Genomic DNA, 26,340 nt, shown 5'->3' on the forward strand with positions numbered 1-26,340 from the left:
TCCTGACGTTATCGCTGCTGCCCGCGCAGGTGAGGAGCGCAAATCGAAGGAGTTTAAGGCACAGGGTTCGCAGCTCTATCACGAGGAAGACGGCGTCAATGCCTGATCTTCGCTGTTACTTCGTCACGGGCGCGGGCTCGCATGCGGACGTCGTGCGCATCGCGGCTGCCGCAGCGCGCGGCGGGGCGGGGGTCGTGCAGGTACGTTCTAAGCCGATTTCTGCCCACGACCTCTACCTGCTGGGCCGCGACGTGGCGCGTGCGGTGGCAGAGGCCAACCCAGAAACGCGTGTGCTTATCGACGACCGCGTGGACGTCGCCGCTGCCCTCCGCCGTGACGGCGAAGCAATCCACGGAGTGCACCTTGGTCAAGACGATCTGCCCGTGGCAGCCGCCCGCGCACTGTTAGGGCCAGAGGCGATCATCGGGCTAACCACGGGCACCCGCGAGCTTGTCGCGGCCGCCAACGAGGTGGCTGAGTATATTGACTACATCGGTTGCGGCCCCTTCCGTGCCACCCCAACGAAGAACTCCGGCCGCCCGCCGCTGGGTCTGGGCGCCTACCCGGAACTGGTAAAGCTCTCCCGCGTTCCCCTCGTGGCCATCGGGGATGTCACCGCTAACGATGCTGCGGACTTGGCTGCGACCGGCGTGGCCGGCCTAGCTGTCGTGCGCGGCATCATGCATGCCGAAAACCCAGAAGCCTACTGCCGCGAGCTGTTGTCCGGCTTCGATGAAGGTACGCGATGAGTACCGCCACTGATTCTTCCGTCATCATTGTCGGCGCAGGTGTAGTGGGCCTAGCCACCGCAGTGGAGCTGGCTTCCCGGGGTCACGAGATCACCGTGCTCGATCCCGCGCCGGCATCCGGTGCCACGCACTTCGCCGGAGGGATGCTCGCCCCCACCGCTGAGGTGGTGTATCAGCAGGATCCGCTCTTTCCCTTGATGCGAGCCTCCGGCGAGTGGTACCCGGAACTTATCGATCTGGTGGCATCCCACACGGAGGTTCCCACCGGCTACCGTGATGAAGGCACCTTCGTCGTCGCCGCTGACCGGGCGGATGCCCAGCACCTTACTGAGTTAACTGACTATCAATCTCTCCACGGCATGGAGGTCGAGCGCGTGCCCGTGCGCGAGGCCCGCCGCGCCGAACCGCTTCTTTCCCCGCGTCTCGCCGCTGCCGTGAGCATCCCCGGTGATACCCAGGTTTTTCCCCGCCAGTGGGCCGCTTCGCTGCTGAGCGCAGCCCAAGAACTCGGCGTGCGTTTCTTTCGTACGGCAGCGCAGTCGGTTGATGCCGCTAGAGGCGTGGTCAGCACTCCCGCTGGTAACTTCCACGCCGATGACGTCGTTCTGGCTGCTGGCCTGGGCGCCCGCGACGTCGACTGGGCACGCTCGGCGGGATTAGAACGCTCTCCCCTCCAACTACGCCCGGTGTACGGCGACATCGTGCGCCTGCGCGTGCCAGAGCACCTGCAGCCGCTGCTTAACCGGGTCGTCCGCGGCTTCGTGGAGGACCGCCCCATCTACCTCATCCCTCGAGCCGATGGCACCTTGGCCGTTGGCGCTACCTCCCGCGAGGATACTCTCACCACGGCCCAGGCCGGCGGGGTCTACGCACTGCTTCGCGACGCCATCCGCATCCTCCCCGCCGTCGAGGAGTGCGAGTTCCTCGAGGCCAGCGCAGGTGCTCGTCCCGGCACACCGGATGACCTGCCTTATCTTGGCCGCGTCAGCGACCGGCTCGTCATCTCTACCGGCTATTTCCGCCACGGCATCCTGCTCACGGCCCTGGCCGCGCGCTGTACCCGCGAGCTCATCGAAGGCACTGATCCCAGCATCGATCTCACTGCCTGTCATCCCCTGCGACACCTCAAGGAGCACCAATGATCCTCACTCTCAACGGCCAGCCCTATGACACGGCGGCCAGCACCGTTGCCCAACTGCTGGAGGAAAAAGGCATTGCTGCCGACGGCACCGCGGTAGCCGTCGCCGAACAGGTCGTGCCCCGCTCACAATGGCAAGACACCCCACTGACCGAAGGTGCGGACGTGGAAATCCTCACCGCAGTACAGGGAGGCTAGAAGCTACATGCTCACTATTGCCAATACCACCTTTTCCTCGCACCTCATCATGGGCACCGGTGGGGCCACCAGCCACGAGGCCCTTGAGCGAGCACTCATCGCCTCCGGAACCGAGTTGACCACCGTGGCCATGCGCCGCCACGCCGGCACCAGTGACGGTGAAAGTATCTTTGAACTGCTGCGCCGCCTCAACATCGCGCCGTTGCCCAATACCGCCGGCTGCCGCACCGCGCGCGAGGCCGTTCTCACCGCCCGCATGGCCCGCGAGGCGCTGGGCACCTCGTGGGTGAAGGTAGAGGTCATCGCCGATGAACACACGCTACTACCCGATGTCGTAGAGACCCTCGACGCCACCGAGCTGCTCAGCGCCGAAGGATTTACCGTGCTGGCCTATACCAGCGACGACCCCGTGGCAGCCCAGCGCCTCGAGGATGCAGGCGCCGCGGCAGTCATGCCGCTCGGCGCCCCCATCGGCACCGGCTTGGGCATCCTCAACCCGCACAACCTCGAGCTCATCTGTTCGCGCGCCTCGGTGCCCGTGCTTGTCGACGCCGGCATCGGCACCGCCTCCGATGCCACCCTCGCCATGGAGCTGGGCTGCTCCGGCGTGCTGCTGGCCAGCGCGGTCAACCGTTGCCAGAACCCGGAAGCCATGGCCACCGCCATGCGCCACGCCGTCGAAGCAGGCCGCCTTGCACGCAGCGCCGGGCGCATCCCCCAGCGCGAACACGCCCAGGCCTCCTCCACCTTCGAGGGTCTGGCCAACTGGGCTGATCAGGTCCTGTAGCCCACCACCGCCCCTTGTAGAAGGACTGCCATCATGCTCAGCGAGACCGAACTCGCCCGGACCGCGCGCCAACGCCTCTTGCCCGGCTTCGGCGACGTCGCCCAAGAACGACTCAATTCCGCGCACGTGCTCGTCGTGGGCGCCGGCGGGCTCGGTTGCCCCGCCCTTCAGCAGCTGGCCGCCGCAGGAATTGGCCGCATCACGCTCATTGATTCCGATACCGTCGACATCAGTAACCTGCACAGGCAGGTGTTGTTTGGCGCGGGGGACGTCGGCAAGCCCAAGGCGGAGGTCGCAGCCGCACGCGCCCGTGAACTCGCCCCCGAGCTCACCATCACCGCGCTTCAGCAGCGCCTCGAATCTTCCAACGTCCTCGAGTTATGTGCTGCCGCTGACCTCGTCCTCGATGGCTCCGATACCTTCGACACGAAATACCTCGTCGCCGATGCCTGCGAAATCACCTCCACCCCACTGGCCTGGGGAACCGTGCTGCGCTATGGCGGGCAGTCCGCCCTGTGGCACTCCGGCCACAACTGTGACGACGGGCGCGGGGTGGGCCTGCGCGATCTTTTCCCCGCCCCGCCCACCGGTGAATCCCTCGAGTGCTCCACAGCTGGCGTTCTCGGGGCCACGACGTCGGTGGTTGCAGGGCTGATGGCCACCGCGGCGCTAGGCTGGCTGGGCAAGCTGCCGCACTACGAGGAGCTTCTTGGCCGTGTAACCTCCTACGACGCTCTCCCCGGCAGCTTCCGCTCGCTGCGCGTGGGCGCCGACTCAGACCGTCCACTCGTAACTGCATTGTCCGGCCAGCCCACCTTGCCGCCAGAGCTTCGCGACGGCCACGCCGCGCTCCTCGACATCTCCGAACACCCCACCCCTTCTGCTGGTGCGGTGTCACTTCCCTGGCATACCGTCATAGATGAGGACTCTGTGCGCCGCGCACTCGCCTCCTGCAACTCAGACTTGGTGTACGTGGCCTGCCCCTCCGGCGGGCGCAGCACCGGATTTGCCTTGCGCTACGCGGACCTCGCCGCCGACATGGGCATCGAGCTGCGCAACCTCCCCGGCGGGCTCAATGCCTACAGCTTCTAGGCGCTCGCCGCGACCTTCGAGCGGAAGAGGTGCTCATCCAGGATGCGAGCCGTGCCGTGGTGGCGGGCTCGGAACACCACGCAGGAGGCCACCAGTGCCAAAGCGGTCACGATGAACAGAACGGCGATACCCGCCCAAAAGGTTCCATCGTGGATACCGTCCGTAGCTCGGGTAAAGGCATTCTTCGCATACGACATCGGGTGGAATGGATGCAGCAGACTCAGCGGGCGTGGAATGGCAGCTACCGGCCACACACCTCCAAAGACCATGATCCCGAGGGCAAAGGCGCCGACGGAAAAGATTGCTCCAATTTTGCGGCCGAACGTGACCAGGAAGAACTGGTACGTCGCCGCACCGACCGCGGCGATCGCAGCAATAACGAGAAGCATCATCGGCCAGCTGGCTGGGGACCACCCCACCGTGGCTGACATGAAAGCCATGAAGCCCAGAACCAGGAAGTTGAGACCTGCCACCACACCGAACGCTGCCAGGACGCCACGAACCGGGCTGGACGCGGCCCCACTGCGCCGCCCCAGATAGTACGGCAGCGTCATCGCTAGAAGCAGCATTACGAGGAAGCCAAAGACCAGCACGAAGAGCATCGATGCTCCGCCCGTAATGTTCTTGTGCGTCGGGTCGATCGGGTTAACCACAGTCTGCACCGGGTGAACATTGGATGAGGTGAAGTTGATGGGCACCGCCATGTTTTGTGCAGAGGTATCTGGTTGGCTGATGGAGGGAGCCTTCGCTGCGCCATCGGCCAACTTGGTGGCAAGTTCGTTGGAACCTTCCTTGAGTTGGTCCATACCTGCCTTCAACTCTGTGCCACCGGACGTCAACTGGCTTGTTCCATCTTTGAGCGTGCCTGTGCCCTCATGAAGACGAGAAGCACCATCGTGGAGCTGGACGGCACCACTGCTGAGCTCACCCACACCGTTGCGCAGTTCTTGAGTTCCTCCGGCCAGACGGTGGGCGCCGTCGTTGAGCGCCGTCATGCCGCCCAGGTATTCCGAGTTCGGGTCAGACAAGTTGTAATAAAGCTGGCCAGTTCCGGCGGACAACTTTTCTAATTGGGCCACCATATTGCCGCTCGTTGCCGGGTCAAGTTTGGAGACCAAAGAGTACAGCTGCTCGGCCTGCTCGGTCATGTTGAGGTTTCGAAGGACGTCGACAAGCTGCAGCAGCGCAGGTACAACAGCCTGAGCCTGCTTGAGAATTGGGATAAGCATGCCTGTGAGCTGATTAACACCGCCATCAATCTGGCCTGCACCATCAGCAAGGCGCTCGGTGCCAGCGAGCAGTTTATCCGAGCCGTCTGCAAGCTGAGCAGCACCATTATCCAGTTGGGCGGCGCCAGCACTCAGACGCCCGACACCATCGTTAAGTCGCGTCGTGCCATCCAGAAGCTGACCCGTACCGTTATTGAGCTCAGTCGCACCGGAGTCAAGTTTGGCAATGCCCTCAACCGCGCGGGCACCGCCGTCTTGGAGCTTGCCCGCACCCTCGTCCAAGCGCCCAGCGCCTTGCGCCGCCGTTCCCAAGCCATCACTAAGCTTGTTGAGTCCCTCAATGACCTGGTCGGCATATTTCTTGGAAATTGCATTCTCCACACTGGTTTGTACCTGCGGGATGAGGCTCGACGAAATCACCGAGCCATTCGTGCCGTAATAGTCATTGGTGGCGAAGTGAATCTCCGGCTTTACCGGCTTCTCACTAATAATCGTCACGGCCTGCTCGGAGAAGTTCTTCGGAATGGTCACGACCATGAGGTACTTGCCCTTAAGCAGCCCCTCATCCCCGTCGCCCTTGCTGACCTCGGCGAAATTGAGATACTCCGTTTCCATGAGGCCCTCGACGACCTGATCACCGTAGTTGGTGTACTTGCCTTGCTTCTCGACGCCCACATCCTCATTCACCACCGCCAAGTCAATATTGCGCATGTACTTGGAGGGATCCCACATGGCCCACATCATGGTGCCAGCGACGACGATGGGGGCGACGAGCAGAAAGACAATTAATACTCGCGACAGTGTGCTCCTCGGCCGCCAGTCCAGAACGCGGTGCCACCCCATCGCCTCGCTACTGTCAGCTCTCCCGTCCGACTTTGTCGGCGAAGCATCATTCGCTGCATACGCAGTACTCGTTTTAGTCGCTTGGCTCATGCCCGTCTCCTCATAGTGATAGTTCAGGTCCGCTTGCAGCCGTCCTTCCAGGAATTTCCACCCAAAGGGCAAACGTGAGCGAGGCCACTATGTCGTTTGTTTCAACAAACATACCACCACTTGAGTTACTGGCGTACACTTACAGTCATTCGCATTCCGTGTGTCCCGCACTCCCCTTCCGGTTGCGGGGTTGGGTGGGGTGCTTTAGTGTTCTGGGTCATGGGGGATTTAGAAACCTATTTCTCCTACCGCAACTCGGGGATCACACTGGTGGAGCAAGCGGTAGGAGGCGAGAAACGTTTACGCGCACTCGGCGCTTCGCCTGCCGATGCCGCCGAGCTGGCACGCCTGAACCACATTTACTTCGGCGCCACGAAATTCACGGGTAAACAACGACAAGCTCGCCACCGGGCCGCAGAGCAAGGCCACGACTTAGCCACGCTCAGCCTGATTGAGTCCTACACCGCCAAGCTGAAAAATCAGCTGCATGCCTGGAACCTACGCCTCAAGCTTGCCGGCACGCCCGCCCACAGCATCCCCGCCGTGGCGGCCAAACGGCTCAAAGAGCTCAAGCCCAAACGTGTCCCCACACCCGGGGTGCGCATGACCTACCGTGCAGACGGGCCACACTCGCTAACAATTACCGATGATCCCATGACCGTCACCGAGATGCGTGGCGTGCTGGAATCCATCAATAAGGACAACCTGCTCGACGCCTCCCGGCACGTTTTCTTCAATAAATCTCACGGCGGTACCAAACCTGCTGTTCTCACCAGCGTGGTGGTGACCTTGGATAAGCTCGACAAGATTGTTAGCGGCGACGGTGATGACATCGTGCTGGAGCTCACCAACGGTGGCCGTATGACTGGCACGCAGTTTTTGAACTACAAGTTTGCCGAGATCGGCTACGTCACCCTGGTCCATCCCACGATTGGGCCGGTGTGGCTGCACCGCATGAAACGCTTAGCCGGGTTTGAACAACGCATGATGGCTAGTGCTGAGCACCCCACCTGTGCCAGGAAGGGATGTAATAAACCGGCTGATTATGCCCACGTGCATCACCTGGTGCCATGGAAGGCCGGTGGTACCACCGACCCGCCGAATCTAACAATGCTGTGTGCCTATCACAACGGGGTTAATGATGATGACCCGGAGAAACCCACCGGAGCCGGCTACGTCTTCCGATCACGCGGAGAGGTGGACTACATTCCACCCTGGGCAGAACCAATCACCGCCCAAGCTGCCTACCAACAAGCCCAACAAGCTACCGCACGAGGACCAGACAAACCCGACTAAACCCCAGCCACGCCACGCGGACGCCCACCACCGGGCCTCCGCGACATCGGCGATCCCACATCCAGGTTGGACGCTAAAACGGGTAAACCCCCAGACCGTTTGATCGATCGGGGGTGGTTAAGCCTGATTAGAAGCCGGCTTTCTTCAGAGCGTCAGCCATCGAGCCGCCGCCGCGGTCGGCGCGGCCGCGGTCGGAGCGCCCGCTGCTACGAGCGGAAGTGCGGCGCGAGTTCTTTCCACCCGAGCGGCCACCATCGTTATTCCCATTTCGGCGCTTGGGGGCGGGCTGGCCGGGTTCGTCGTCAAGCCGCAGCGACAAGCCAATGCGCTGGCGCTCCACGTCGACTTCCATGACCTTCACCTTGACAACCTGGCCCGAACGAACCACATCGTGCGGGTCGGAAACAAACTTGCGGCTCATGGCGGAGACGTGGACGAGACCATCCTGGTGCACGCCCACATCGATAAACGCGCCAAAGGCCGCCACGTTCGTCACGGTGCCCTCCAGAATCATGCCCGGTTTCAAGTCCGAGACCTTGTCCACGCCTTCCTTGAACGTCGCGGTCTTGAACTCCGGGCGCGGGTCGCGGCCGGGCTTGTCCAGCTCCGCGATGATGTCCGTAACGGTTGGCACACCAAAGGTCTCGTCAGCGAAGTCGGATGGAGCAAGCTTGGCGAGCACCCGAGAATTACCAATGAGCTCCGACACTCCCAAGCCGGTCTTCTCCGCGATGCGCGCTACCACCGGGTAGGCCTCCGGGTGCACGGCCGAGGCATCGAGCGGATCCTTGCCACCGTTGATGCGCAAGAAGCCTGCGGACTGCTCGAAAGCTTTCGGACCCAAGCGCGGCACCTTCTTCAGCTCCTTGCGCGAAGCAAACATCCCGTTCTCATCGCGGTAGGCCACAATGTTGGCGGCAATCGTGGAATTCACGCCGGCTACGCGCTCCAGCAACGGGGCTGATGCCGTATTAAGGTCCACGCCAACGCCATTGACGGCAGCCTCCACCACGCCGTCGAGGGTGCGGGCAAGCGCCACCTGGTTGACGTCGTGCTGGTACTGCCCCACGCCAATCGCCTTCGGGTCAATCTTCACCAGCTCCGCCAGCGGGTCCTGCAGGCGGCGTGCGATCGACACTGCGCCGCGCAAGGAGACGTCCATGTCGGGGAATTCGTCAGCCGCCAGCTGCGAGGCTGAGTAGACGGAGGCGCCTGCCTCAGACACCACCACCGGCGTGGGGCGCGCACCGCCGGCCTGCGCAATAAGGTCCGCGACTTGACCTGCGAGCTTCTCCGTCTCACGCGAAGCAGTACCGTTGCCAATCGCCATGAGGTCCACCGAATGAGCAGCGCTTAGCGACGCCAACTCCCTCACCGCCTCCGCCCACTTCTGCTGTGGCTGGTGCGGGTAGACAATCGTGGTGGCTAAGACCTTGCCCGTTGGGTCGACAACCGCGCACTTCACGCCATTGCGGTAACCGGGGTCTAAGCCCAGGGTGGCGCGCTGGCCAGCCGGAGCGGCCAAGAGAACGTCGCGCAGGTTGGTGGCGAAGACCTTGAGAGCGCCTTCCTCGGCCTTTTCCTTGAGGCGCATGCGCACGTCGAGGCCCGAGGAGATGGAGAGTTTGGTGCGCCAGCCCCAGCGGACGGCGTCGGCAAGCCAGCGCGAGGAAGCGACATCCAGGTCGAAGCGGTCAGCAATCAGGCCCTCATACACAGCATCATCGCCAGCATCGAGGTTGAGCTGCAGCACGCCCTCATTCTCACCGCGCAACAGCGCCAGGATGCGGTGCGAAGGCAATTTCTCAAAGGGCTCAGAAAATTCGAAGTAGTCTTTGAACTTCGTTCCCTCTGCCTCTTTACCTTCCACCACGCCGGCGTTCATGGAACCGCTAGAGTACATGCGCTCGCGCACCTCACCAACGAGGTCGGCATCCAGCGCGAAACGGTCGATGAGGATCGACCGTGCGCCGTCGAGAGCCTTCTTGGTGTCTTCAAACCCCTCGGTGAGGTACTCCCCCGCCAGCTCGGACGGATCCGCCGAGGGGTTCTCAATGAGCTTATCCGTAAGCGGCTCCAGGCCTGCCTCGCGCGCGATATCCGCCTTCGTCTTGCGGCGCTTCTTGTACGGCAAGTAAAGGTCTTCCAGGCGGGCCTTGGTCTCACAGGCCACGATGAGCGCGCGCAACTCCTCGGTCAGCTTGCCCTGCTCCTCAATCGCGGCGAGCACCGCTTCCTTGCGCTCCTCCAGTTCCCGCAGGTAGGTCGAGCGCTCCTCGATGATGCGCAGCTGGGAATCATCCAACCCGCCGGTGGCTTCTTTGCGGTAGCGGGCGATGAACGGAACAGTATTTCCCTCCGCCATGAGCTTAAGGGCGGCGTCGACGAACTGTTCTTTCACGCCCAGCTCGCCGGCGATGGTGGCTGCGATATTCACAAAACCTCTTTGTATGGGTCGGGGACTTAAGACCTTCCCACCCTATACCCCGCCCTGCCACGCGCAGGAAGTGCCTAGCCCAAACTCGGTATGCCCAATTTCCGAGGTTCCGTACCACAAGGTATGCGGCGGCAGGCAGTCTGCAACGACTATGGTCACCTTCGTCAGCGGTAAATCTGAAGAGCCGTTGACGATGACGCGCCACACGTGCTCGCTTACCGGCGCGTAGCCATGTGTGGTCATGTACTCATTGACCAGGATGTTGTCCGGCTCGCAGGTAAAGGACACGATCTCAGCATTGATGTCACGCGGTTCGACGCCGCCCTCGCGTAGGCGCTGTGGCATGTCCGCTAGGACCTTGTTCCATTCAGCTTCGGTCATCAAGATTGACAGGTCAGTGCTCACGTCCATGACGTCTCCTCCTTCAGTGCTTCAAGATATGCGCGGTCGGCAGCATCTAGTTCAGCGGTCTCCAGCAGCTCAGGCCGGCGCTGCAGTGTCCGCTTCAGCGACTGTTCGCGGCGCCAGCGATCCACCTTGGCATGGTCGCCGGACGTCAGAACGTCTGGAACGGAAAGGCCACGCCACTCGCGAGGCTTGGTGTAGCTCGGGCCTTCCAAAAGACCGTCAGAGAAAGAATCCTCCTCGTGGGATCTCCGATTGCCCAGCACTCCCGGGATAAGGCGTACCACGGCCTCCGCGATGACAAGTGCAGCCACCTCACCGCCGATGAGCACGTAGTCCCCGATGGAAACTTCCCGCACGCGGTAGCGCTTAGCAGCATCCTCCACCACGCGCTGGTCAATCCCCTCATAGCGCCCGCAGGCGAACACAATGTGTTCCTCAGCCGACCACGCCTGGGCGTCTTCCTGTGTAAAAGGCTTTCCGGCGGGAGTCGGCACGATAAGCAGAGGTTTTTCTTCGGCGCTGGGCTCGGCATAAGCATGGGATTCCACGCCGTGGATATCGTCGTGTCGCGGCTTTGACAGGTGCGGCAGGGCACTGTCGAGATCGGACGCGGAGGCGGTGCCAGAGGAGACGTCGTCAAGCGCAGGGCCCCACACCTCAGGTTTCATCACCATCCCGGGCCCGCCACCATACGGGGAATCATCGACGGACTTGTGCACGTCCATAGCCCATTGACGCAGGTCATGCACACCCACGGCGAGCTTTCCCTGCTCAATCGCCTTGCCTAGCAGCGCGTGCCGCAGCGGGTCGAGGTACTCGGGAAAAATAGTGACAACGTCGATTCTCATAGCTCGAGCAGCCCCTCCGGCGGGGTAATGGTGCAGGTGCCGGCATCAAGGTCAACGTCCGGGACAATCGCCTCGACGAAAGGAACCAGCACTTCTTTACCGCTCGCCAGCTCTACTTCGAGTAGTGACTGCGTAGGGCCGTGCGTCACGCCGGTTACTTCACCAACGTCCTGGCCGTCCAGTCGTACGCGCAGCCCTTCCAGCTCGTGGTCATAGAAACCGTCATCGTCCGGATCCTCGATAGGCTCAGCAAAGAACTGGGTTCCTCGCAACGAGTCTGCCGCGGTACGGTCAGGGATTTCTTTAAAGCTAATAAGCAGACGCCCCTTATGCGCTCGGAGGGTGGCGATAGTGAGCTCGTGTTCCTTCTTTCCTTGTTTGCCATGAAGGACCTCGCCCACAACGTAGCGTTCCTCCGGGGAATCCGTGGTTACCTCGACGACAACCTCGCCTTTGATGCCGTGGGATTTCACCACGCGGCCGATAAGTAGTTCCATGCCTTAAAGCTTAACGGGATAGCCTGGGAAAGTATGACTAACCTTCCCATCAATGATGCCACCACGTTCGGCGATGCGACCCACGACGGTTCCGTGCTCACTGCTCTGAACCTGCTCGACGAAGCTCCGGCTCCTGATTCCACGCGCCCACGCCCGGCGGTCAAACGCGTGCTTAGTGCCGACGGTGCGAACCTGATTCTCTTTTCATTCACGCCTGGCCAGGATCTTCCCGACCACAAAGCCGCACACCCGATTACGGTCCAGGTTCTGCATGGTTCAGTAACCTTTAGCTGCGGTGAACAGGAAGAACCCCTCACTCCTGGACGTATCGTGCACCTACCGGCATATGCGCCCCATGCGGTGGCTTGTCGCGATGAACCGGCGCTCATGCTGCTCACGATGTTAACGCCGAACACTGGCCCTAATGTATAGACACGTAGTAGCATCGTTCTATCGTGAACAGTTCTAAGCCTTACCACCACGGAAATTTGCATGAGGCGATCCTCCACGAGGCGATCGCCCTTGGCCGCGAAGGAGGCCCCCAAGCCGTCACCATTCGCGCGGCCACTCGTGCGGTCGGTGTCTCCCCCACGGCGGCGTACCGCCACTTTAGAGACCAAGCCGAGCTTCTCGACGCCGTCTCTGACGTCGCCACCGCTGAGCTCATCACCCGTCTCAGCGCCGCCTTCCAGGACACCGAGGGCACCATCGTGGACAAGATGATGGCGGCCGGGTTTGCCTACTACCACTACGCCCTCGATGAGCCAGACTTCTTCGAATGCATGATGGCCTCACGTGGCTACGACATTCCCGGCGGCTTGGCAACCGCGACCGACGGCCCTAACGAGGACCCACGCGTACAAGCTGCGCATAACTTTTATTGCTACATGGAGCAATACGCTCGTGAATGCGGCCAGGTCCCAGACCGGAAGCACATGATGCGCAATTGCTTGGCGGGGTGGTCTACGGTGCATGGCTTTACCGTCCTGTGCACGAGCGGCCACTTAGCGTCGCTATCAGATGAGCAAAGGGAGGAGATGGCGAAGGCTGTCTTTGCCTCTGCCATTCGCGGCTTGGACTTTGAGAATTCCTCGGATCCTCACCGCAGTTACAAGAAGTCATAAAAAATCCCCGCTGGCCATTACAGGCAAGCGGGGATTAAGTATTTCGAGTGCGATTACTCTGCGGACTCTTCGGTCTCAGCAGACTCGGACTCCTCGGCCTCAGCGGCCTCTTCCTCAGCCTTTGCAGCCTCAGCAGCAGCGGCCTCCTCGGCAGCCTTCTCAGCGGCAGCCTTAGCCTCGGCCTCTTCCTTGGCCTTACGCTTCTTCTCGGTGATGGCCTCGATAGTCGGGCCATTGTTGGCCTCAGCCAGAGCAGCGTTGAAGAGATCCAGCTTGGACGGCTTCTCCTCAGCAACCTTCAGGGTGCCCTCTGCGCCCGGCAGACCCTTGAACTTCTGCCAGTCACCGGTCACCTTGAGCAGAGCGAGAACCGGCTCGGTCGGCTGAGCGCCGACGCCCAGCCAGTACTGTGCGCGCTCGGAATCGATCTGGATGAGGGACGGCTCCTGCTTCGGCTGGTAGATACCGATGTTCTCGATAGCCTTGCCGGAACGACGGGTGCGGGCGTCAGCAACAATGACGCGGTACTCAGCGTTGCGGATCTTACCGATACGCTGCAGCTTAATCTTTACAGCCATGATTGGCTCCTTTTCTAGTCACCGGGCAGTGCAGGCACGCGCCTTGGAATGGCGCGCCGGTTCAACCCTTGGATTTATCCTGCGCGTGACGTGCCGGCCGTCCGTAGGCGGTTGCGGCGTTACGCAGAAATGAAGTTGTCAGTGTTATCCACGCACAGTACGCAGACAACCCCACTAACTTTAGCGATACAGGTGGAAAATAGGAAATCCACCCTTTCGCCGCACTATTATGCCCCTCCCCGTGAAAGGGGTAGTCTGTAATGCGGTCAATTCGCTGCCACACATAGATCTTTTTATGACTCAACAAGCCCCATCCAGATTCCGCTACCGCTACGACCTTGACGGTCTGCGTGGCATCGCGATCGCTTTGGTCGTGATCTACCACGTCTTCGTCGGCCGTGTGTCGGGTGGCGTGGACGTCTTCCTGTTGCTGTCCGGTTACTTCTTCCTGGGTTCCCAGCTTCGCTACGCCGCACGCCCGAATGCCTCCCTCAACCCGTGGTGGCCCATCTGGCGAACGATTCGCCGCCTCGTGCCCGCCCTAGTGCTGGTTATCGGCGCAAGCTATATTCTCGTGCGGCTGTTCGCCCCAGAGCTCATGAACACCGAGCTCACCAAGCAGATTACGGCGACGGTCTTTTACTACCAGAACTGGGAGCTGGCACGCCAGAATGCCGACTACGCGGCGGCATCCGCGACGACGTCTCCCCTGCAGCACATGTGGTCCATGGCAGTGCAGGGACAGTTCTATCTCATCGGCATCCTGTTCGCCCTTGGTTTGGCGGCGTTCATGCGGCTGCGCCCGAAGAACACCGGGCTTACTCCCCAGCGTTTCCCCACCGTTAATTCAATTGCTGGCCCCATTCTTATTGTGGTCACCATCGCGTCCTTCGCCTATGCCAGCCGTGACGGCCTTTTCGGCACCCCGGAGAACTACTATTCCACATGGTCGCGTGCGTGGGAACTCACCTTAGGTGCTGTTCTGGTGATTTATGGCTCGCGGCTGCAGATGCCGCAGCGCCTGTCCAACATCGCCACTGCCGTGGGTTTGACGGCCCTGGCCTGCACGGGCCTTGTCATCTCCGATACCTTGGCATTCCCTGGCCCGCTGTCGCTGCTGCCAATTGGCGGCGCTGTACTCATCATCATCGGCTCCGGCGGTTCCTTCTCCCGAGTGCTGACCTCCCGTATCTCGCGCGGGCTAGGAGACATTGCTTACCCACTCTATCTGTGGCACTGGCCCCTGCTCATTATCTTTACGGTAGCTCTCGGCCTGGAAACTCCTCCTTGGTGGCTGGGCGTCATCATCATCGCGGTGTCGCTGGGGTTGGCGGATGTGACACATCGATTCGTCGAGAAGCCCCTGCGTCAGCACCGCAAACGCCCGCTTGCCGACGACCTCCCGGTCCAACGTGGCCTCGCTGACCTGCGGACCCGAAAGGGCGCTGCCCGCGGAGTTGGCGGTGTCGTGGTGGCCGCCTGCACCGTGGCGCTCGTGGCTATTCAGCCACTGTGGGCACGTACTTTGGACGAGGCCAATGCTGAGGTGCTGGATCCGGCGCTCTACCCAGGAGCAACCACCTTCCCCTATGGCATCACGCCTCCCGATAACGTCGAGTTTAAGCCTGACCCCATCCTGGCGCGCGGTATTACCCCGCCGGTGGCGGATAACTGGTGCTTCATTCCGGAAGGCCAACCCACGGACTTCTTCTTCGAAACCCGCAGAGACGGCGAAACTCCCTGTGTCTTTGGCGATATGGATTCCGATGTCGAAGTGTTCTTGGTAGGCGGTTCACACGCCGAGCAGTACTCCTCTGCTTTGGATTACTTGGGCCGTGAGATGGGCTTTAAGCTTGTCCCGCTCACTCGTGTGGGCTGCCCAATTGAGTTGGGCGATGAGCTCTCCGTGAAGCCCGAGTGCGCGGAATGGAGCAAACATGCCGTGCAGCGCATCATCGATGCTGACCCAGCCTTGGTGGTGTCGAACTCTACCCGTCCGGGTCAGCCCTTCGGCCACGGCCCTGACGCGGTCCCGCCAGGCTACAAAGCTTTTTGGGACGAGCTGGCCAAGCACGAGATTCCTTTCGTAGGCTTCCGCGATAATCCGTGGGGTTTTGATGATGAAGGTAACGGTCTGGAGTTTGATGAATGCTACGTTGCCACCAAGGATGCCCTGGGCTGTGGCATGCGCTTCGAGGAGGTCTACGAGAGCTACGACCCTGGTGCCGCAGTGTTGTCGGAGTACCAGAACATGCTGGCGGTGGATACCTCGAAGTGGTTCTGCAACGATGCCGGCGACTGCCCCGTTGTCATCGGCAACGTGATGGTCTACCGCGATATGCATCACTTCACGAAGGCCTTCGCGGATTCCATGATCCCACTCATCCGTGACATCATCACTCCGATCCTCAACGGTGAAACGGTACAGCAAGAAGCCCCGGAGATTCCGGCGCAAGCAGCAGCCGCCGATTCACAGCAGTCCACTCCTGCGCCCACCTCAACGCGCAATCAGCCTGTCCCCTACCCGCTGTACCCGGCAGGCCAGGCTATCTAAGGAGCCTATCCAATAGGGCCTATCCACGATAGGCCGGAAAAATGGCCCGTGGGATGTTTCCCACGGGCCATTAGTGTGCTGCGGTTACTTCTTCTTGCCCTGACCGAAGTCGAGGTTGTTGAGGTCGATATTCTCCATGCCCTTCGGCATCTTCATATCGCTGAGGTCCGGCATTCCGCCGCCCATCTGCTCCTGGAGCTTCTGCAGCTCCTGCATCGACGGCATTCCGCCGCCCATTCCCGGCATGCCACCGCCGCCGCCACGGCGCTTTGGCGGCTTGCGCTTGCCGTTCTTGCCCTTGCGGCCCTTCGGCTTCTTCTTCGTCGCCGAGCGGCCGCCACCCATGCCCGGCATGCCGAAGCGGCCGGCCATCTGGTTCATCATCTTCTTCGCTTCGTTGAAGCGCTCAATGAGCTGGTTGACATCGGAGACAGCCACGCCAGAACCGTTAGCGATGCGCTTGCGGCGCGAGGCGTTAAGGATCTTCGGATCTTCACGCTCCTGCGGGGTCATACCGCGGATGATGGCCTGGATGCGGTCGAGCTGCTTCTCATCAACCATGTCGGCGATCTGGTTCATCTTGTTGCCGCCCGGCATCATCTTGAGCAGGTTGCCCATCGGCCCCAGGTTGCGCACCATGAGCATCATGTCCAAGAAGTCATTGAGCGTCATCTCGCCAGAGCTCATCTTCTTGGCGGCTTCTTCCGCCTTAGACTGATCCAGCTTGGATTCCGCCTGCTCAATAAGTGTGAGCAGGTCACCCATGCCCAGGATGCGCGAGGACATGCGCTCCGGGTGGAAGACATCGAAATCATCGAGCTTCTCACCGGTCGAGGCAAACATGATGGGCTTGCCGGTGACCTCACGAATGGAGAGTGCGGCACCACCGCGGGCGTCACCGTCCAGCTTGGTCAGGACGACGCCGGTAAAGTCCACACCGTCGCGGAAAGCCTCGGCGGTCTGGACGGCGTCCTGACCGATCATTGAGTCGATGACGAAGAGGACCTCGTCGGGGTTGACCGCATCGCGGATGTTACGGGCCTGCGTCATCAAGGTTTCATCGATGCCGAGGCGGCCGGCGGTATCGATGATGACGATGTCGTGCTGCGTGCGCTTGGCTTCCTCAATACCGCGCTTGGCGACGTCCACCGGATCACCGTGCGACGTACCCATCTCATGCTCGTGGGAATCGAGGGAGGTACCCGGCTCCGGAGCGTAGACGTCAACGCCTGCGCGCTCGCCGACGATCTGCAGCTGCTGCACCGCTCCTGGGCGCTGAAGGTCACACGCGACCAGCATCGGAGTGTGGCCCTTGGACGCCAAGTGCTTGGAGAGCTTTCCTGCCAGGGTCGTCTTACCGGCACCTTGGAGGCCGGCAAGCATGATGACCGTTGGCGGGTTCTTCGCCAGGTTGAGGCGGCGAGTTTCACCACCGAGGATCTCGATGAGCTCCTCATTGACAATCTTGACAACCTGCTGCGCTGGGTTCAGTGCCTCAGAAACCTCGGCGCCGGCGGCGCGCTCCTTGATGCGCTTGATGAAGCCGCGAACGACGGTCAGCGAGACGTCGGCCTCCAGCAGCGCGAGGCGGATTTCGCGCGCGGTGGCATTAATGTCTGCCTCGGTCAGTTTGCCCTTGCCGCGCAGGCCTGACAGGGCTGATTGCAAGCGGTCAGACAAAGACTCAAACACGTCGGAGTGCTCCCTCAACTATCGTCGATAATTTTTAACTCCCCCAGCTTAGCCGTTGACCAGTGCTTGGGTCACATTCCGGACCAGCGCCGCGCGAGGAATGTCCTCACTCGGAAGCGCATGAAGCACCATCGTGGAGCCCGGAGTGGTTGTCGACAACCACTCGCAATCAGGCAACAGCGACAGCACATGACCGAGGGTGCCGGTGTAATCGTCGATGCGGATCTCGAAGATTCCTCCAGTCCACATGGCGGTTGCGGGCCCTGGAACAAACGGCGGCAGCACGGAGTGGGTTCCTGATTTATAGGCCTGGATAAGGCGCTGCTCGTCCGAAACCAGGTCGATGCTGCCCTGCAGAGCACGCACATCGAACTCGCCGGCATAGCCTTCCGCGGTGCGCACGAGACGTGACGACACAATGAACCATCCGAAGGCCGCGATGAGGGCGAGCGCTCGCACGGCTTCGCGTTGATAGTTGCCGCGCCACACCACGGTAAAGATGTCGTCTTCTGGGTTGTACCGCAACCCCATGTCCCGGTCGGCGGCCACCAAAGGCTTCGTCGGACGCAAGGATTCCAGCTGCTCAAAGGCGCGGCAACTCACCGTCTCAATGCCGCGCGCCAAGCGCTGATTCCATACCCCGGGCCCCGTCGATTCCGCATCAGCTTGAGCTAGCACGACGAGGAGCGCAAGGGTCAGGTAGTCATAGCGCACAGCTTCCAGGAGCTCGTCACGAGCAGCGTCGGACTGCGGGTCCGTGCGCGAAACGATACGCGCGAGTGTGGTGTGCTCCGCCACCACGGTTTGCACTCGCGACCGGTCCGCGAGGTCAAGACGTAGCTTCGCGGCCGCCCGGGCCACCATTTCCGCACCTACCACCGAATGTGGGCGGCCGTAGCCCTTACCAATATCGTGATAGAGCCCTGCCAGCAGCAACAAGTCCGGCCGCGCGACGGAGGTGCGCGCATCGGCGCAACGGGCCACGGTAAGAATCGAGTGATAGTCCACGGTGTGCGCATGCGTGCGCTCTCGTGGTAGTAGCCCACGAATGTGCGCCCACTCGGGGACGATCCGCTCCCACAGACCGTGTGCCTCCATCTCCTGGATAAGGCGTGGTGTGTGCACGGGTGAGGACAGCAGGGCGAAGAAGGAATCCGTCGCCGCGGCTGTCCACCGCTCGGGAAGCGCGGGGAGTTCGCGAAGCTGCTCCCAGACTTTGTCAGCCACTGGTCGGCCCGACCGCGCTGAGGCAGCCGCCACGCGCAGCAACAGCCATGGTTCGGTCAAGTCAGCGGTGCGGGCAAGGTGGATTTCACCGCCGGCATCAACGACGCCAATATCCAACGGTTTACGGGAGCGGCTAGGGCTGCGCTTGGCGACGACCCCTCGTGCCGTCGCCAGCGCCCTCTCCATAGCCTTATCCACCGCTGAAGCGGCCGTCACCACAGCGGAGGACAACTCATAACGGTCGGCAAAGCCTAACTGCTGCGCAATTTCGGCGGCGAACTCGGGATCGAGTACGTCGCGGTGGCGGCGCGCGGTGACGTGGAGGAGCGTGCGGACGTCGAGAAGCAAGGCTCTTTCGTTCTCCAGAGTGGGAACGTCCGCAAGGTTGCCCAGAGCTAGCGCCCGAAGGAACTGGATATCACGCAATCCCCCGCGGCCGTTCTTGATGTCCGGATGGGTCATCGTGGCGAGGGTGCCGGAGCGGCGCCAGCGCGCAATGGCGATATCAACAAAAGCATCAAAATTACGCTGCAGGAGGCGGCGCCAGGTGGCATACACCTGGGCACGGGTGGAATCGACAAGCTGCTTATCCCCCGCCACGAAAGCAAGGTCTAGCTGCGCAAACCCCGCCGCAGGGTCAGAGCCGGCGATGGCGGCGAATTCACTCGGGGTACGCACCGCATAATCGAGGCGGTACTTGGCATCCCAGATGGGATACCACACCTCGGACACGACCTCTTCAGACAGCGTCGTTCCCTCCGGGTGCAGGAGGATAAGGTCGAGGTCCGAAAACGGTGTCATAGCACGGCGAGCGAAAGACCCAGTGGCCGCTAAGGCGCAGCCTGGCGGTAGGACAAGGGACTGTGTGAGACGGGTGGCCGCCGCGAAGGCCTCCTCACGCAGTTGGGCGGCAGTAGGCAAGGTTTAGAGGGCCGACTCGCCGCGCTCGCCCGTGCGCACGCGAATGATGTCCTCGACCGGAGTAATCCAAATCTTGCCGTCACCAATTTTGCCGGTGTAGGCAGCATCAACGACAGCAGAGATAATCTCTTCTACTTGGTCGTCGGAGGTGACGATTTCCAGCTTGACCTTGGGCACGAAGTCAGTGGCGTATTCGGCGCCGCGGTAGACCTCGCTGTGGCCGCGCTGCTGGCCGAAACCTTGGGTCTCAGTAACGGTAAGACCATGGACGTTGTGCTGTTCGAGGGCCTCGCGGATATCCGGCAGCGTGAACGGCTTGACGATGGCAGTGATGAGCTTCATGTGTTTAATCCTATCCTGTCTATACGTCCTCGTCGCTGGCCTCAACTGTGCCAGCACGCTTATGCATACGCTTGGCGTACTTAACGTCCGTGACCGTCACGCCGTAGATGGAGCGGCCCATATAGTACGAGCCCACCGAGCCGATGATCCACACACCAAAGCAAGCGATGAGAACGCGAACCAGTGACCACAGAGAAAAGCCGTTCTCGGAGAAGTCCACGATGAGCTTCGCTAGGAGCAACAGCGGCACGGCCAAACCCACGGTGGGGCCCAGCAGGTTGACTCGAGTCAGGGCATCGGGGGCGCGCCACAGGGCGATAACCGTAGCAATCACCAGAATGGTGGCCAGTACCAACAACACGCTGGCAATGATTTCTGCAATGGTCATGGTCTACCTCCTGCCCTTCGAAATGATACGGGCCATGGACAACGTCGGCAGCACACCGGCGGCAATACCCGCAAGCATGGCGATGTCATACACGATGGACGCGTGGTTCGTCATGGCCCAGGCAAAGTACATGCACATCATGCCGTAGAAGACCATGTCACTCATCACGGTGCGGGTAAGCTCATCGCGCGAGCGCAGCGCGAGAGCCAATGCGGCACACACGCATGCGCACATGATGAAGACGCAGACAAAGACCACCCACTGAAAGGCGCTGAAAGAGGAAAAATCGATCATTTCTTGTCATCCTTTCGGGCTTTGCTCGGCACGCTGCGGCGCCGCGGCCGAACGGGGCGCTTGTCCACCTCGTGGGCGGCCAACGGTGTGTCATCGGTCTGCGCAATATCCGGGGCGCGCATATGCCGGCCCAGGGTATCGAGGGGGTATTCGTAGAAGGTCTCCGCCAGCTCGGTGGTCGGTCCTTGGCCAGGCACGCCATAATCAGTGCCCTTCACGTGCGGGGCAAGGCGCTCCTCCATATCCGCGAGGTCTGCCATGACGCTGGCGGGGTCATCGCCCATGACTGCCTGCACAAGCACAATGCGCGGCAAACCTTCCCGCACCGGCTCACGCAGGCCCAGCGAGAGGGTACCCGGCGTCGCCGTGATGGAGGAGGTAAACCAGAAGATTTCCCATGCCCCTGTTACACGCAACGGATAGCGCACGACGACGGGATTGTAGTTATTGTGTGGCTTAAAGGACTCGAGGGCGAGCGAAAAGCCAGCCACGAAAATCTCCTTGATGAGCCACAGTGCGTAGACAACAGAGTTCATAGCGGTCTTCATTTAACGGCCCTCCTGGATGGAGTCGATATCGGGTAGGGCTACGGGGTCGTCGCCAAGCACGGCGTTGGTATAAGCCTCCGTGTCGAGCAGGTCCGCAGAAGCCGCCATGGTGACGTCGATGACGAGGCCAGACAGGATGAACATGGTCAACGAACCCAAGATAAGGGCGGCCGAGGGAGCCATGAGCTTTTTACGGATGACCAATTCATTCGGCACCTTTTCCTTGGGCAGGTCCTTACCCCAGAACACGCGGCGCCAGACGCGCAGCATGGACAGGAAAGCGGCGAAGGACGCGATGATGATCACCGTGATCACGGTCCAGGCCCATCCCCCACCAGTGCGTGCCACCTCGGCCACAATAAGGACCTTGCCCCACATGCCGGAAAAGGGCGGGAAACCCACGACAGAGAAGGCACCGGCAGCGAAGATCCACGCGATGATGGGGTCACGCCGCGCCAAGCCGGAGAGCTTGTTGAGGCGGCCCGTGCCGTAGGTCTCCTCAATGGCACCTGCAGCCAGAATGAGCGAGCCGACTGTCAGCATGTGGTGAATCGTGTACAAGATACCGGCCGCCAATGCGCGCTGGGCATCGTGCGTGGTGAAAGCCATCATGACGAGAATGAACGGCATACCGTTGAGCATCTGATAACCCAGCACACGGCGGATGGAGTTTTCGGCCAAGCCACCGAAGGCGCCGACAATCATGGAAATGATCATCACGACGATGATGAGCGTGCCCCAGCGCTCGTCCATATCGAAAAGCTGGACCCACAAGCGGTACAGCATGTAGACCGCGACCTTGGTGTGTAGGCCGGAGAACAAGCCCATCACCGCGGCGGAGGTTCCCGGATAGGTTCGCGGCAACCAGTTCTGTACGGGAAAGACACCGGCTTTGGCTGCCACCGCGATAACGATAATGCCGGCGGCGACCGTCACTGGGCCATTGCCCGCCGCAGCGCCCTTTAGAGCGCCAAGGTTCACCACGCCGGTGACGGAGTAGATATAGCCCACACCGACAACCAGCAACGTGGAGGCAAATAGGTTCACCAACACGAAAGCACGGCCGGCGGCCAGACGTGACCACGTACCCGACATGGTGATGAGGCCATAGGACGGCAACAGCATGACCTCGATGAACACGAAGAAGTTGAAGAGGTCTGCGGTGAGTAGGGCACCGCACACGCCGGTAATGAGAATGAGCGTGAGCGATGGGTAGTAGCGCGACTTGGTCTCACCACCGACGATGGCGAACCAGTTAGCACCGAAGGCAACGATCATCGTCGTCACAATCATCAACGCCGAAAACGTATCCGCTGCGAAGGCAATACCCGCGTTGCCGAGGTAATTACCCACATTGTGGGCAACGACGCCATTGTTCATGGTGTAGAGCAGCAAAGCGAAGGCCGCGAAGATGCCAATGCCCGGCACAATCAACATGATCGCATCACGCACGCGGCGCCACGGCGCCAACAGCGCCAAGGCCGCTGATACGAGCGGAACGGCTGCAAAAAGCGGGAGGAGAGCACTTACGGTGTCAGACATTTACTTCTCCCCTTCCTGGTCGAGTTCCTTCAAACGGTCCATCTTGTTCGCCGAACGTTCCAGGATCGCACGGTTTTGTGTGTCACGGCCCAGCGTGGAGAAGGCATGGTCAATGGTGTTGTCATCCACAGGCTCAGCAACATCCGTGTCATCGTTAGCGCCCATGGCAGCCAACGTCAACAGGATCGTCGAGGTCGCCATGGAAATAACCACAGCGGTCAGGACGAACGCCTGCGGGAGCGGATCTCCCATCTGCTCCATCGGAACCTGCGATGGGAAGGACTCACCGCGGTAGGAGTACACACCAGTAGCCAACAGGGTCAGGTTCGCACCGTGGCCAAAGGCCATCATGCCCAGCACGATGTGCACGAGACTGCGCTGTTGGATGAGGTAGACGGCGCTGCCGATGAGCAGCGCGATAGTCAAGGCGAGAATCATGAGTTCTTCTCCTCTCCAGCCGGGGTGAAGTGAGGCGAGGACACGCGCTGGCGTGCCTGGGCGTCATTCAGCAGGGCCTCCGGATTGGAGGATGGATTGATGGATTCGGGGTAAGGATCGTCGACGTCGTCAAGCACTACGCGTGGCGTGTTCGGCAACGCCGAATCGTCATCATGGACCCACGGCAGGAAGTCGCGTTCCGTACCCGGGCGCAGGTAGCCGCCCAGGGCGTTAATCGCCATGGTGAGCATGCCCAGAACGGCGAGATAAATACCCAGGTCGAAGATGAGGGACGTCGTCCAGTGCTGCCCCAGCGCGTGACCGTGGATAGCGGTAAGGAATCCGCCATCATTGTGCGAGGTCGGAATGTAGCCGATGAAACCCGCAGTCAACGCGACGATGATGCCGATGCCGGTGAGGTGAATCGGCGTCATACGGCCAAAGACAATCTCATCCGTACCGCGCGAGAGATACGTCAAACCGATAGCTGCGCCCATAATGAGGGCGGCCGGGAAGCCACCACCGGTGGCCTGGTGGCCACGGTAGAAGACGATGACGGACAGCACCACCAGAATCGGAATAGTCAAAGCAATGCCCTTGCGCAGTGGAACCGAGTTGAGCTGTGACTGACCAAACGGTGCCGGGCGCGTACCCGAGGTGAACGGGAAGCGCGGCAGCGTCGAGGTCACCGCAGCAATAACCACGGCGGCCATACCCAACACGGAGAGCTCGCCCAGGGTATCGAGCGCACGGAACTCCACGATGATGGTGGCCACAACGTTGTCGCCGCCAGTGATGTCCGGCGCGCTGTTGAGATACCACATAGCCAGGTCCGAACGTTCGTGGCGGCCCATGAGCGCCCATACGCCGAGGAACGCAGCGGCACCTGCCAAGACTGCGATGATGATGGCACCAGTCTGGCGGCCCTTGTGGGACACCGGGTGGAATTTCTCTGGCAGGTAGCGCAGCACCATCATCATGACGATGACGGACAGTGCCTCCACCGTGAACTGGGTCAGTGCCACGTCCGGGGCACCCAGCAGGAACATTTGCAGGGTCACACCGGTACCGGCCGTACCGATCATGACCGCACCTGTGAGGCGGTTCTTCGTACGCACCAGCCCAATCATGGAGAGCGCAATGATGCCGAGCGGCAAGAGATCCCACGGGTTATCCAGGCCTTCGACGCGCGAGTTAAGTGCGACGCCATCCACGCCGTCGGACAGCAGCGTCGCACCAGCCAGAAGAATAATGAGGAAGATAATCGGCAGGATGAACAGCGACGGGTTGTGGGTATCAGACATACGGCCTACGAAGCGGCCGAACTTGGCGCATACGTCCTGAATCCATTTCAGGACTTCATTACCGGTACGCGGCAAGAGCTCTCGCTCCTCCATCGCCGACCACAGCGGCTTGCGGTACAGCACGCCTACCACGCCAGCGATGAGCACAAGCGCCGAGATAGCGAACGGAACGTTGAAGCCGTGCCACAGGGCCAAGTGCGAGTGGCCTTCCATGCCGATAGCAGCGACAACCTTATCGAGCGGGCCATCAAGCATGCCCATGAAGAAGACGATCGGCACGGACATAACTCCCGGCAGTGCTGCCGGCAGCCACAGGCGCACTGGAGCCTCGTGGGTCTTCGACATATCGCGCGGGCCGTCGAAGAAGGCGCCAAAGACAATCTTGGCCGAGTAGGTGAAGGTAAAGAAGGCACCAATGCCTGCAACGATGAGCAGAACAATCTGGCCTGCCGAGCCAATCGGCGCCTCCTCGAATGCGGTGAGCATTCCCTCCTTGGATACGAAGCCAAAGAGCGGCGGTACTGCGGCCATCGACGCCGCACCGATGAGCATGGAGCCGAACGTCCACGGCATCTTGTTCCACAGCACGCCAAGGCGGCGGATATCGCGGGAACCAGCCTCATGGTCAATGACGCCGATAAGCATAAAGATGGAGGACTTGAACAGTGCGTGCGCCAGAGTGTGGACCAGCGCTGCGGCGATGGCGAACGGGGTTCCAACACCGATGGTGGCCACGATCCACCCCAAGTGGGAGACGGTGGAGTACGCAGTAAGTTTCTTCAGGTCCGTCTTCTGTACCGCGAAGACGGCCGACATGACGGCCGTTCCCATACCGGCCACGATGAGCAACCAATTCCATGCCGCAACGTCGTGGAAGATGGTGGAGAAGCGAATCAGCAGGTACACGCCGGCCTTGACGACGGCCGCCGCGTGCAGGAAGGCCGACACCGGCGTGGCCGCCGCCATGGCCTCAGGAAGCCAGAAGTGGAATGGGAACTGTGCCGACTTGGTAAAGGCTGACAGAGCGATGAGGATAGCCACACCGGTGGTCAGGCCCGGGCGCTGTGCCCACACCTCAGAAGCCAAGATTCCCTCAAGGTTCGTCGTGCCTGCTGCCGTGGCGGCAATCGCTACACCAGTCAGCAGCGTCAAACCCCCGACGAAGGTGAGAATCAGCGTGCGCTGCGATCCTGCCTCGCCGGACTTGCCGCTGCGCGCAATGAGCATGAACGACGCCAACGACACTAGCTCCCAGGCGAGGAAGAGCACCACGACGTCATTCGCCAACACCAGCAACAGGATGGACAGCGTAAACGCTGTCATCAGCACGTAGAAGCTGACGTTTCCCTTGCCTTTAGGCAGATACGCTGCGGAGTAACAAAACACCACCGCACCGATGACGAGTGCCAGCATGGCGAAGAAAATGCCCAGCGCATCGCCCCTAAAGGCGAGGTTCACGTCAACGCCAGGCGCGATGACATCGCGGACCCACGTCACGGAGTAGGACAGTTCTTCACCGCGGGCAAGTGTAGGAAATTCTCGCGCTAACAATGCCGCGGCGATAATAAAAATGCCGGCTAGCGGGTAGCCGGCTGCGCGATCAGCAACTTTGACAGCTACTGGTGCAAGCGCCACTGCGACAGCTGCGAGGAGGACGACATACAAGAGTGTCACGAAAGAGTAGCCTCACGAACCGTTGAAGGGGCTGAAAAATCAGCCTCATAAAGACAGGACCGTCTCAGACTATCATTGTGACCTCCCACAAAGCACATTATT

Annotated in this window: 24 protein-coding genes; 9 read left to right on the forward strand and 15 right to left on the reverse strand. The window is 61.1% G+C overall.

Features of this window, described 5'->3' with window-relative positions:
* Window positions 1–98: 98 nt before the first annotated feature.
* Genes NX84_RS08835 through NX84_RS08855 form a run of 5 tightly spaced genes read left to right on the forward strand, consistent with a single transcriptional unit; the run spans window position 99 to window position 3,964 of the window.
* The gene (locus NX84_RS08835; RefSeq protein WP_039675945.1) at window positions 99–749 is read left to right on the forward strand and encodes a thiamine phosphate synthase; all 651 of its coding nucleotides are present in this window, start codon (window positions 99–101) and stop codon (window positions 747–749) included.
* Window positions 746–1,891, forward strand: a complete 1,146-nt coding sequence (gene thiO, locus NX84_RS08840) for a glycine oxidase ThiO (protein ID WP_039675946.1) — start codon at window positions 746–748, stop codon at window positions 1,889–1,891. Before NX84_RS08835 ends, thiO begins: the two co-directional genes overlap by 4 nt.
* The gene (gene thiS, locus NX84_RS08845; RefSeq protein WP_039675948.1) at window positions 1,888–2,085 is read left to right on the forward strand and encodes a sulfur carrier protein ThiS; all 198 of its coding nucleotides are present in this window, start codon (window positions 1,888–1,890) and stop codon (window positions 2,083–2,085) included. Before thiO ends, thiS begins: the two co-directional genes overlap by 4 nt.
* 7 nt (window positions 2,086–2,092) lie before the next feature.
* Window positions 2,093–2,872 (forward strand): thiazole synthase, encoded by a 780-nt coding sequence (locus NX84_RS08850; protein WP_039675950.1) that lies wholly within the window; start codon window positions 2,093–2,095, stop codon window positions 2,870–2,872.
* Window positions 2,873–2,905: 33 nt separating this feature from the next.
* Window positions 2,906–3,964 (forward strand): ThiF family adenylyltransferase, encoded by a 1,059-nt coding sequence (locus NX84_RS08855; RefSeq protein WP_039675952.1) that lies wholly within the window; start codon window positions 2,906–2,908, stop codon window positions 3,962–3,964.
* Here the strand turns inward: NX84_RS08855 and NX84_RS08860 are convergent.
* The gene (locus NX84_RS08860) at window positions 3,961–6,126 is read right to left on the reverse strand and encodes a YhgE/Pip domain-containing protein (protein ID WP_039675953.1); all 2,166 of its coding nucleotides are present in this window, start codon (window positions 6,124–6,126) and stop codon (window positions 3,961–3,963) included. The genes NX84_RS08855 and NX84_RS08860 overlap by 4 nt on opposite strands.
* Window positions 6,127–6,345: 219 nt before the next feature.
* On the opposite strand from NX84_RS08860, the gene NX84_RS08865 reads away from it, so the two are divergent.
* Window positions 6,346–7,422 carry an HNH endonuclease signature motif containing protein gene (locus NX84_RS08865; RefSeq protein ID WP_231913811.1) on the forward strand — a complete coding sequence of 359 codons (1,077 nt, stop codon included), beginning with the start codon at window positions 6,346–6,348 and terminating at the stop codon, window positions 7,420–7,422.
* A 127-nt stretch (window positions 7,423–7,549) separates the two neighbouring features.
* Here the strand turns inward: NX84_RS08865 and NX84_RS08870 are convergent, their stop codons facing one another.
* The 4 genes from NX84_RS08870 to rimM are packed head-to-tail and all read right to left on the reverse strand — an operon-like array spanning window position 7,550 to window position 11,612.
* Window positions 7,550–9,859, reverse strand: coding sequence for a Tex family protein (locus NX84_RS08870; RefSeq protein WP_039675955.1), 2,310 nt, complete (start codon window positions 9,857–9,859; stop codon window positions 7,550–7,552).
* Between the two features lie 42 nt (window positions 9,860–9,901).
* A complete protein-coding gene (locus tag NX84_RS08875) occupies window positions 9,902–10,270 on the reverse strand; it encodes a hypothetical protein (protein WP_039675957.1) in 369 nt (122 codons plus the stop codon).
* On the reverse strand, window positions 10,261–11,115 hold the full coding sequence (gene trmD, locus NX84_RS08880) for a tRNA (guanosine(37)-N1)-methyltransferase TrmD (protein ID WP_039675959.1): 855 nt from the start codon (window positions 11,113–11,115) through the stop codon (window positions 10,261–10,263). The genes NX84_RS08875 and trmD overlap by 10 nt, the downstream gene beginning before the upstream one ends.
* Window positions 11,112–11,612, reverse strand: a complete 501-nt coding sequence (rimM, locus tag NX84_RS08885) for a ribosome maturation factor RimM (protein ID WP_039675961.1) — start codon at window positions 11,610–11,612, stop codon at window positions 11,112–11,114. The genes trmD and rimM overlap by 4 nt, the downstream gene beginning before the upstream one ends.
* 33 nt (window positions 11,613–11,645) lie before the next feature.
* Here rimM and NX84_RS08890 point away from each other — a divergent pair, with 33 nt between their 5' ends.
* Both NX84_RS08890 and NX84_RS08895 read left to right on the forward strand, forming a co-directional pair.
* On the forward strand, window positions 11,646–12,044 hold the full coding sequence (locus NX84_RS08890; RefSeq protein WP_039675962.1) for a cupin domain-containing protein: 399 nt from the start codon (window positions 11,646–11,648) through the stop codon (window positions 12,042–12,044).
* A 23-nt stretch (window positions 12,045–12,067) separates the two neighbouring features.
* Entirely contained in the window at window positions 12,068–12,736 is a 669-nt protein-coding gene (locus tag NX84_RS08895; RefSeq protein ID WP_039675964.1) for a TetR/AcrR family transcriptional regulator, read from the forward strand.
* Window positions 12,737–12,789: 53 nt separating this feature from the next.
* Here the strand turns inward: NX84_RS08895 and rpsP are convergent, their stop codons facing one another.
* The gene (rpsP, locus tag NX84_RS08900; protein ID WP_039675966.1) at window positions 12,790–13,314 is read right to left on the reverse strand and encodes a 30S ribosomal protein S16; all 525 of its coding nucleotides are present in this window, start codon (window positions 13,312–13,314) and stop codon (window positions 12,790–12,792) included.
* A gap of 295 nt (window positions 13,315–13,609) precedes the next feature.
* On the opposite strand from rpsP, the gene NX84_RS08905 reads away from it, so the two are divergent.
* Entirely contained in the window at window positions 13,610–15,868 is a 2,259-nt protein-coding gene (locus tag NX84_RS08905; protein ID WP_039675969.1) for an acyltransferase family protein, read from the forward strand.
* 84 nt (window positions 15,869–15,952) lie between these two features.
* Here NX84_RS08905 and ffh read toward each other — a convergent pair whose 3' ends face one another.
* Genes ffh through NX84_RS08950 form a run of 9 tightly spaced genes read right to left on the reverse strand, consistent with a single transcriptional unit; the run spans window position 15,953 to window position 26,238 of the window.
* The gene (ffh, locus tag NX84_RS08910) at window positions 15,953–17,560 is read right to left on the reverse strand and encodes a signal recognition particle protein (protein WP_039675971.1); all 1,608 of its coding nucleotides are present in this window, start codon (window positions 17,558–17,560) and stop codon (window positions 15,953–15,955) included.
* Between the two features lie 48 nt (window positions 17,561–17,608).
* A complete protein-coding gene (locus NX84_RS08915) occupies window positions 17,609–19,708 on the reverse strand; it encodes a [protein-PII] uridylyltransferase (protein ID WP_039675973.1) in 2,100 nt (699 codons plus the stop codon).
* Between the two features lie 3 nt (window positions 19,709–19,711).
* Window positions 19,712–20,050, reverse strand: a complete 339-nt coding sequence (locus NX84_RS08920; protein ID WP_039675975.1) for a P-II family nitrogen regulator — start codon at window positions 20,048–20,050, stop codon at window positions 19,712–19,714.
* Window positions 20,051–20,069: 19 nt separating this feature from the next.
* Window positions 20,070–20,438 (reverse strand): Na+/H+ antiporter subunit G, encoded by a 369-nt coding sequence (locus tag NX84_RS08925; protein WP_039675976.1) that lies wholly within the window; start codon window positions 20,436–20,438, stop codon window positions 20,070–20,072.
* Between the two features lie 3 nt (window positions 20,439–20,441).
* On the reverse strand, window positions 20,442–20,732 hold the full coding sequence (locus NX84_RS08930) for a cation:proton antiporter (protein WP_039675977.1): 291 nt from the start codon (window positions 20,730–20,732) through the stop codon (window positions 20,442–20,444).
* Entirely contained in the window at window positions 20,729–21,280 is a 552-nt protein-coding gene (locus NX84_RS08935) for a monovalent cation/H+ antiporter subunit E (protein ID WP_082013943.1), read from the reverse strand. The genes NX84_RS08930 and NX84_RS08935 overlap by 4 nt, the downstream gene beginning before the upstream one ends.
* Window positions 21,281–22,822, reverse strand: a complete 1,542-nt coding sequence (locus NX84_RS08940; RefSeq protein ID WP_039675979.1) for a monovalent cation/H+ antiporter subunit D family protein — start codon at window positions 22,820–22,822, stop codon at window positions 21,281–21,283.
* Window positions 22,823–23,260, reverse strand: a complete 438-nt coding sequence (locus tag NX84_RS08945; protein ID WP_039675981.1) for a cation:proton antiporter subunit C — start codon at window positions 23,258–23,260, stop codon at window positions 22,823–22,825.
* Window positions 23,257–26,238, reverse strand: a complete 2,982-nt coding sequence (locus tag NX84_RS08950; RefSeq protein ID WP_039675983.1) for a DUF4040 family protein — start codon at window positions 26,236–26,238, stop codon at window positions 23,257–23,259. The genes NX84_RS08945 and NX84_RS08950 overlap by 4 nt, the downstream gene beginning before the upstream one ends.
* Between the last annotated feature and the right edge of the window lie 102 nt (window positions 26,239–26,340).

Source organism: Corynebacterium minutissimum (assembly GCF_000805675.1).
Lineage (GTDB): Bacteria > Actinomycetota > Actinomycetes > Mycobacteriales > Mycobacteriaceae > Corynebacterium > Corynebacterium minutissimum.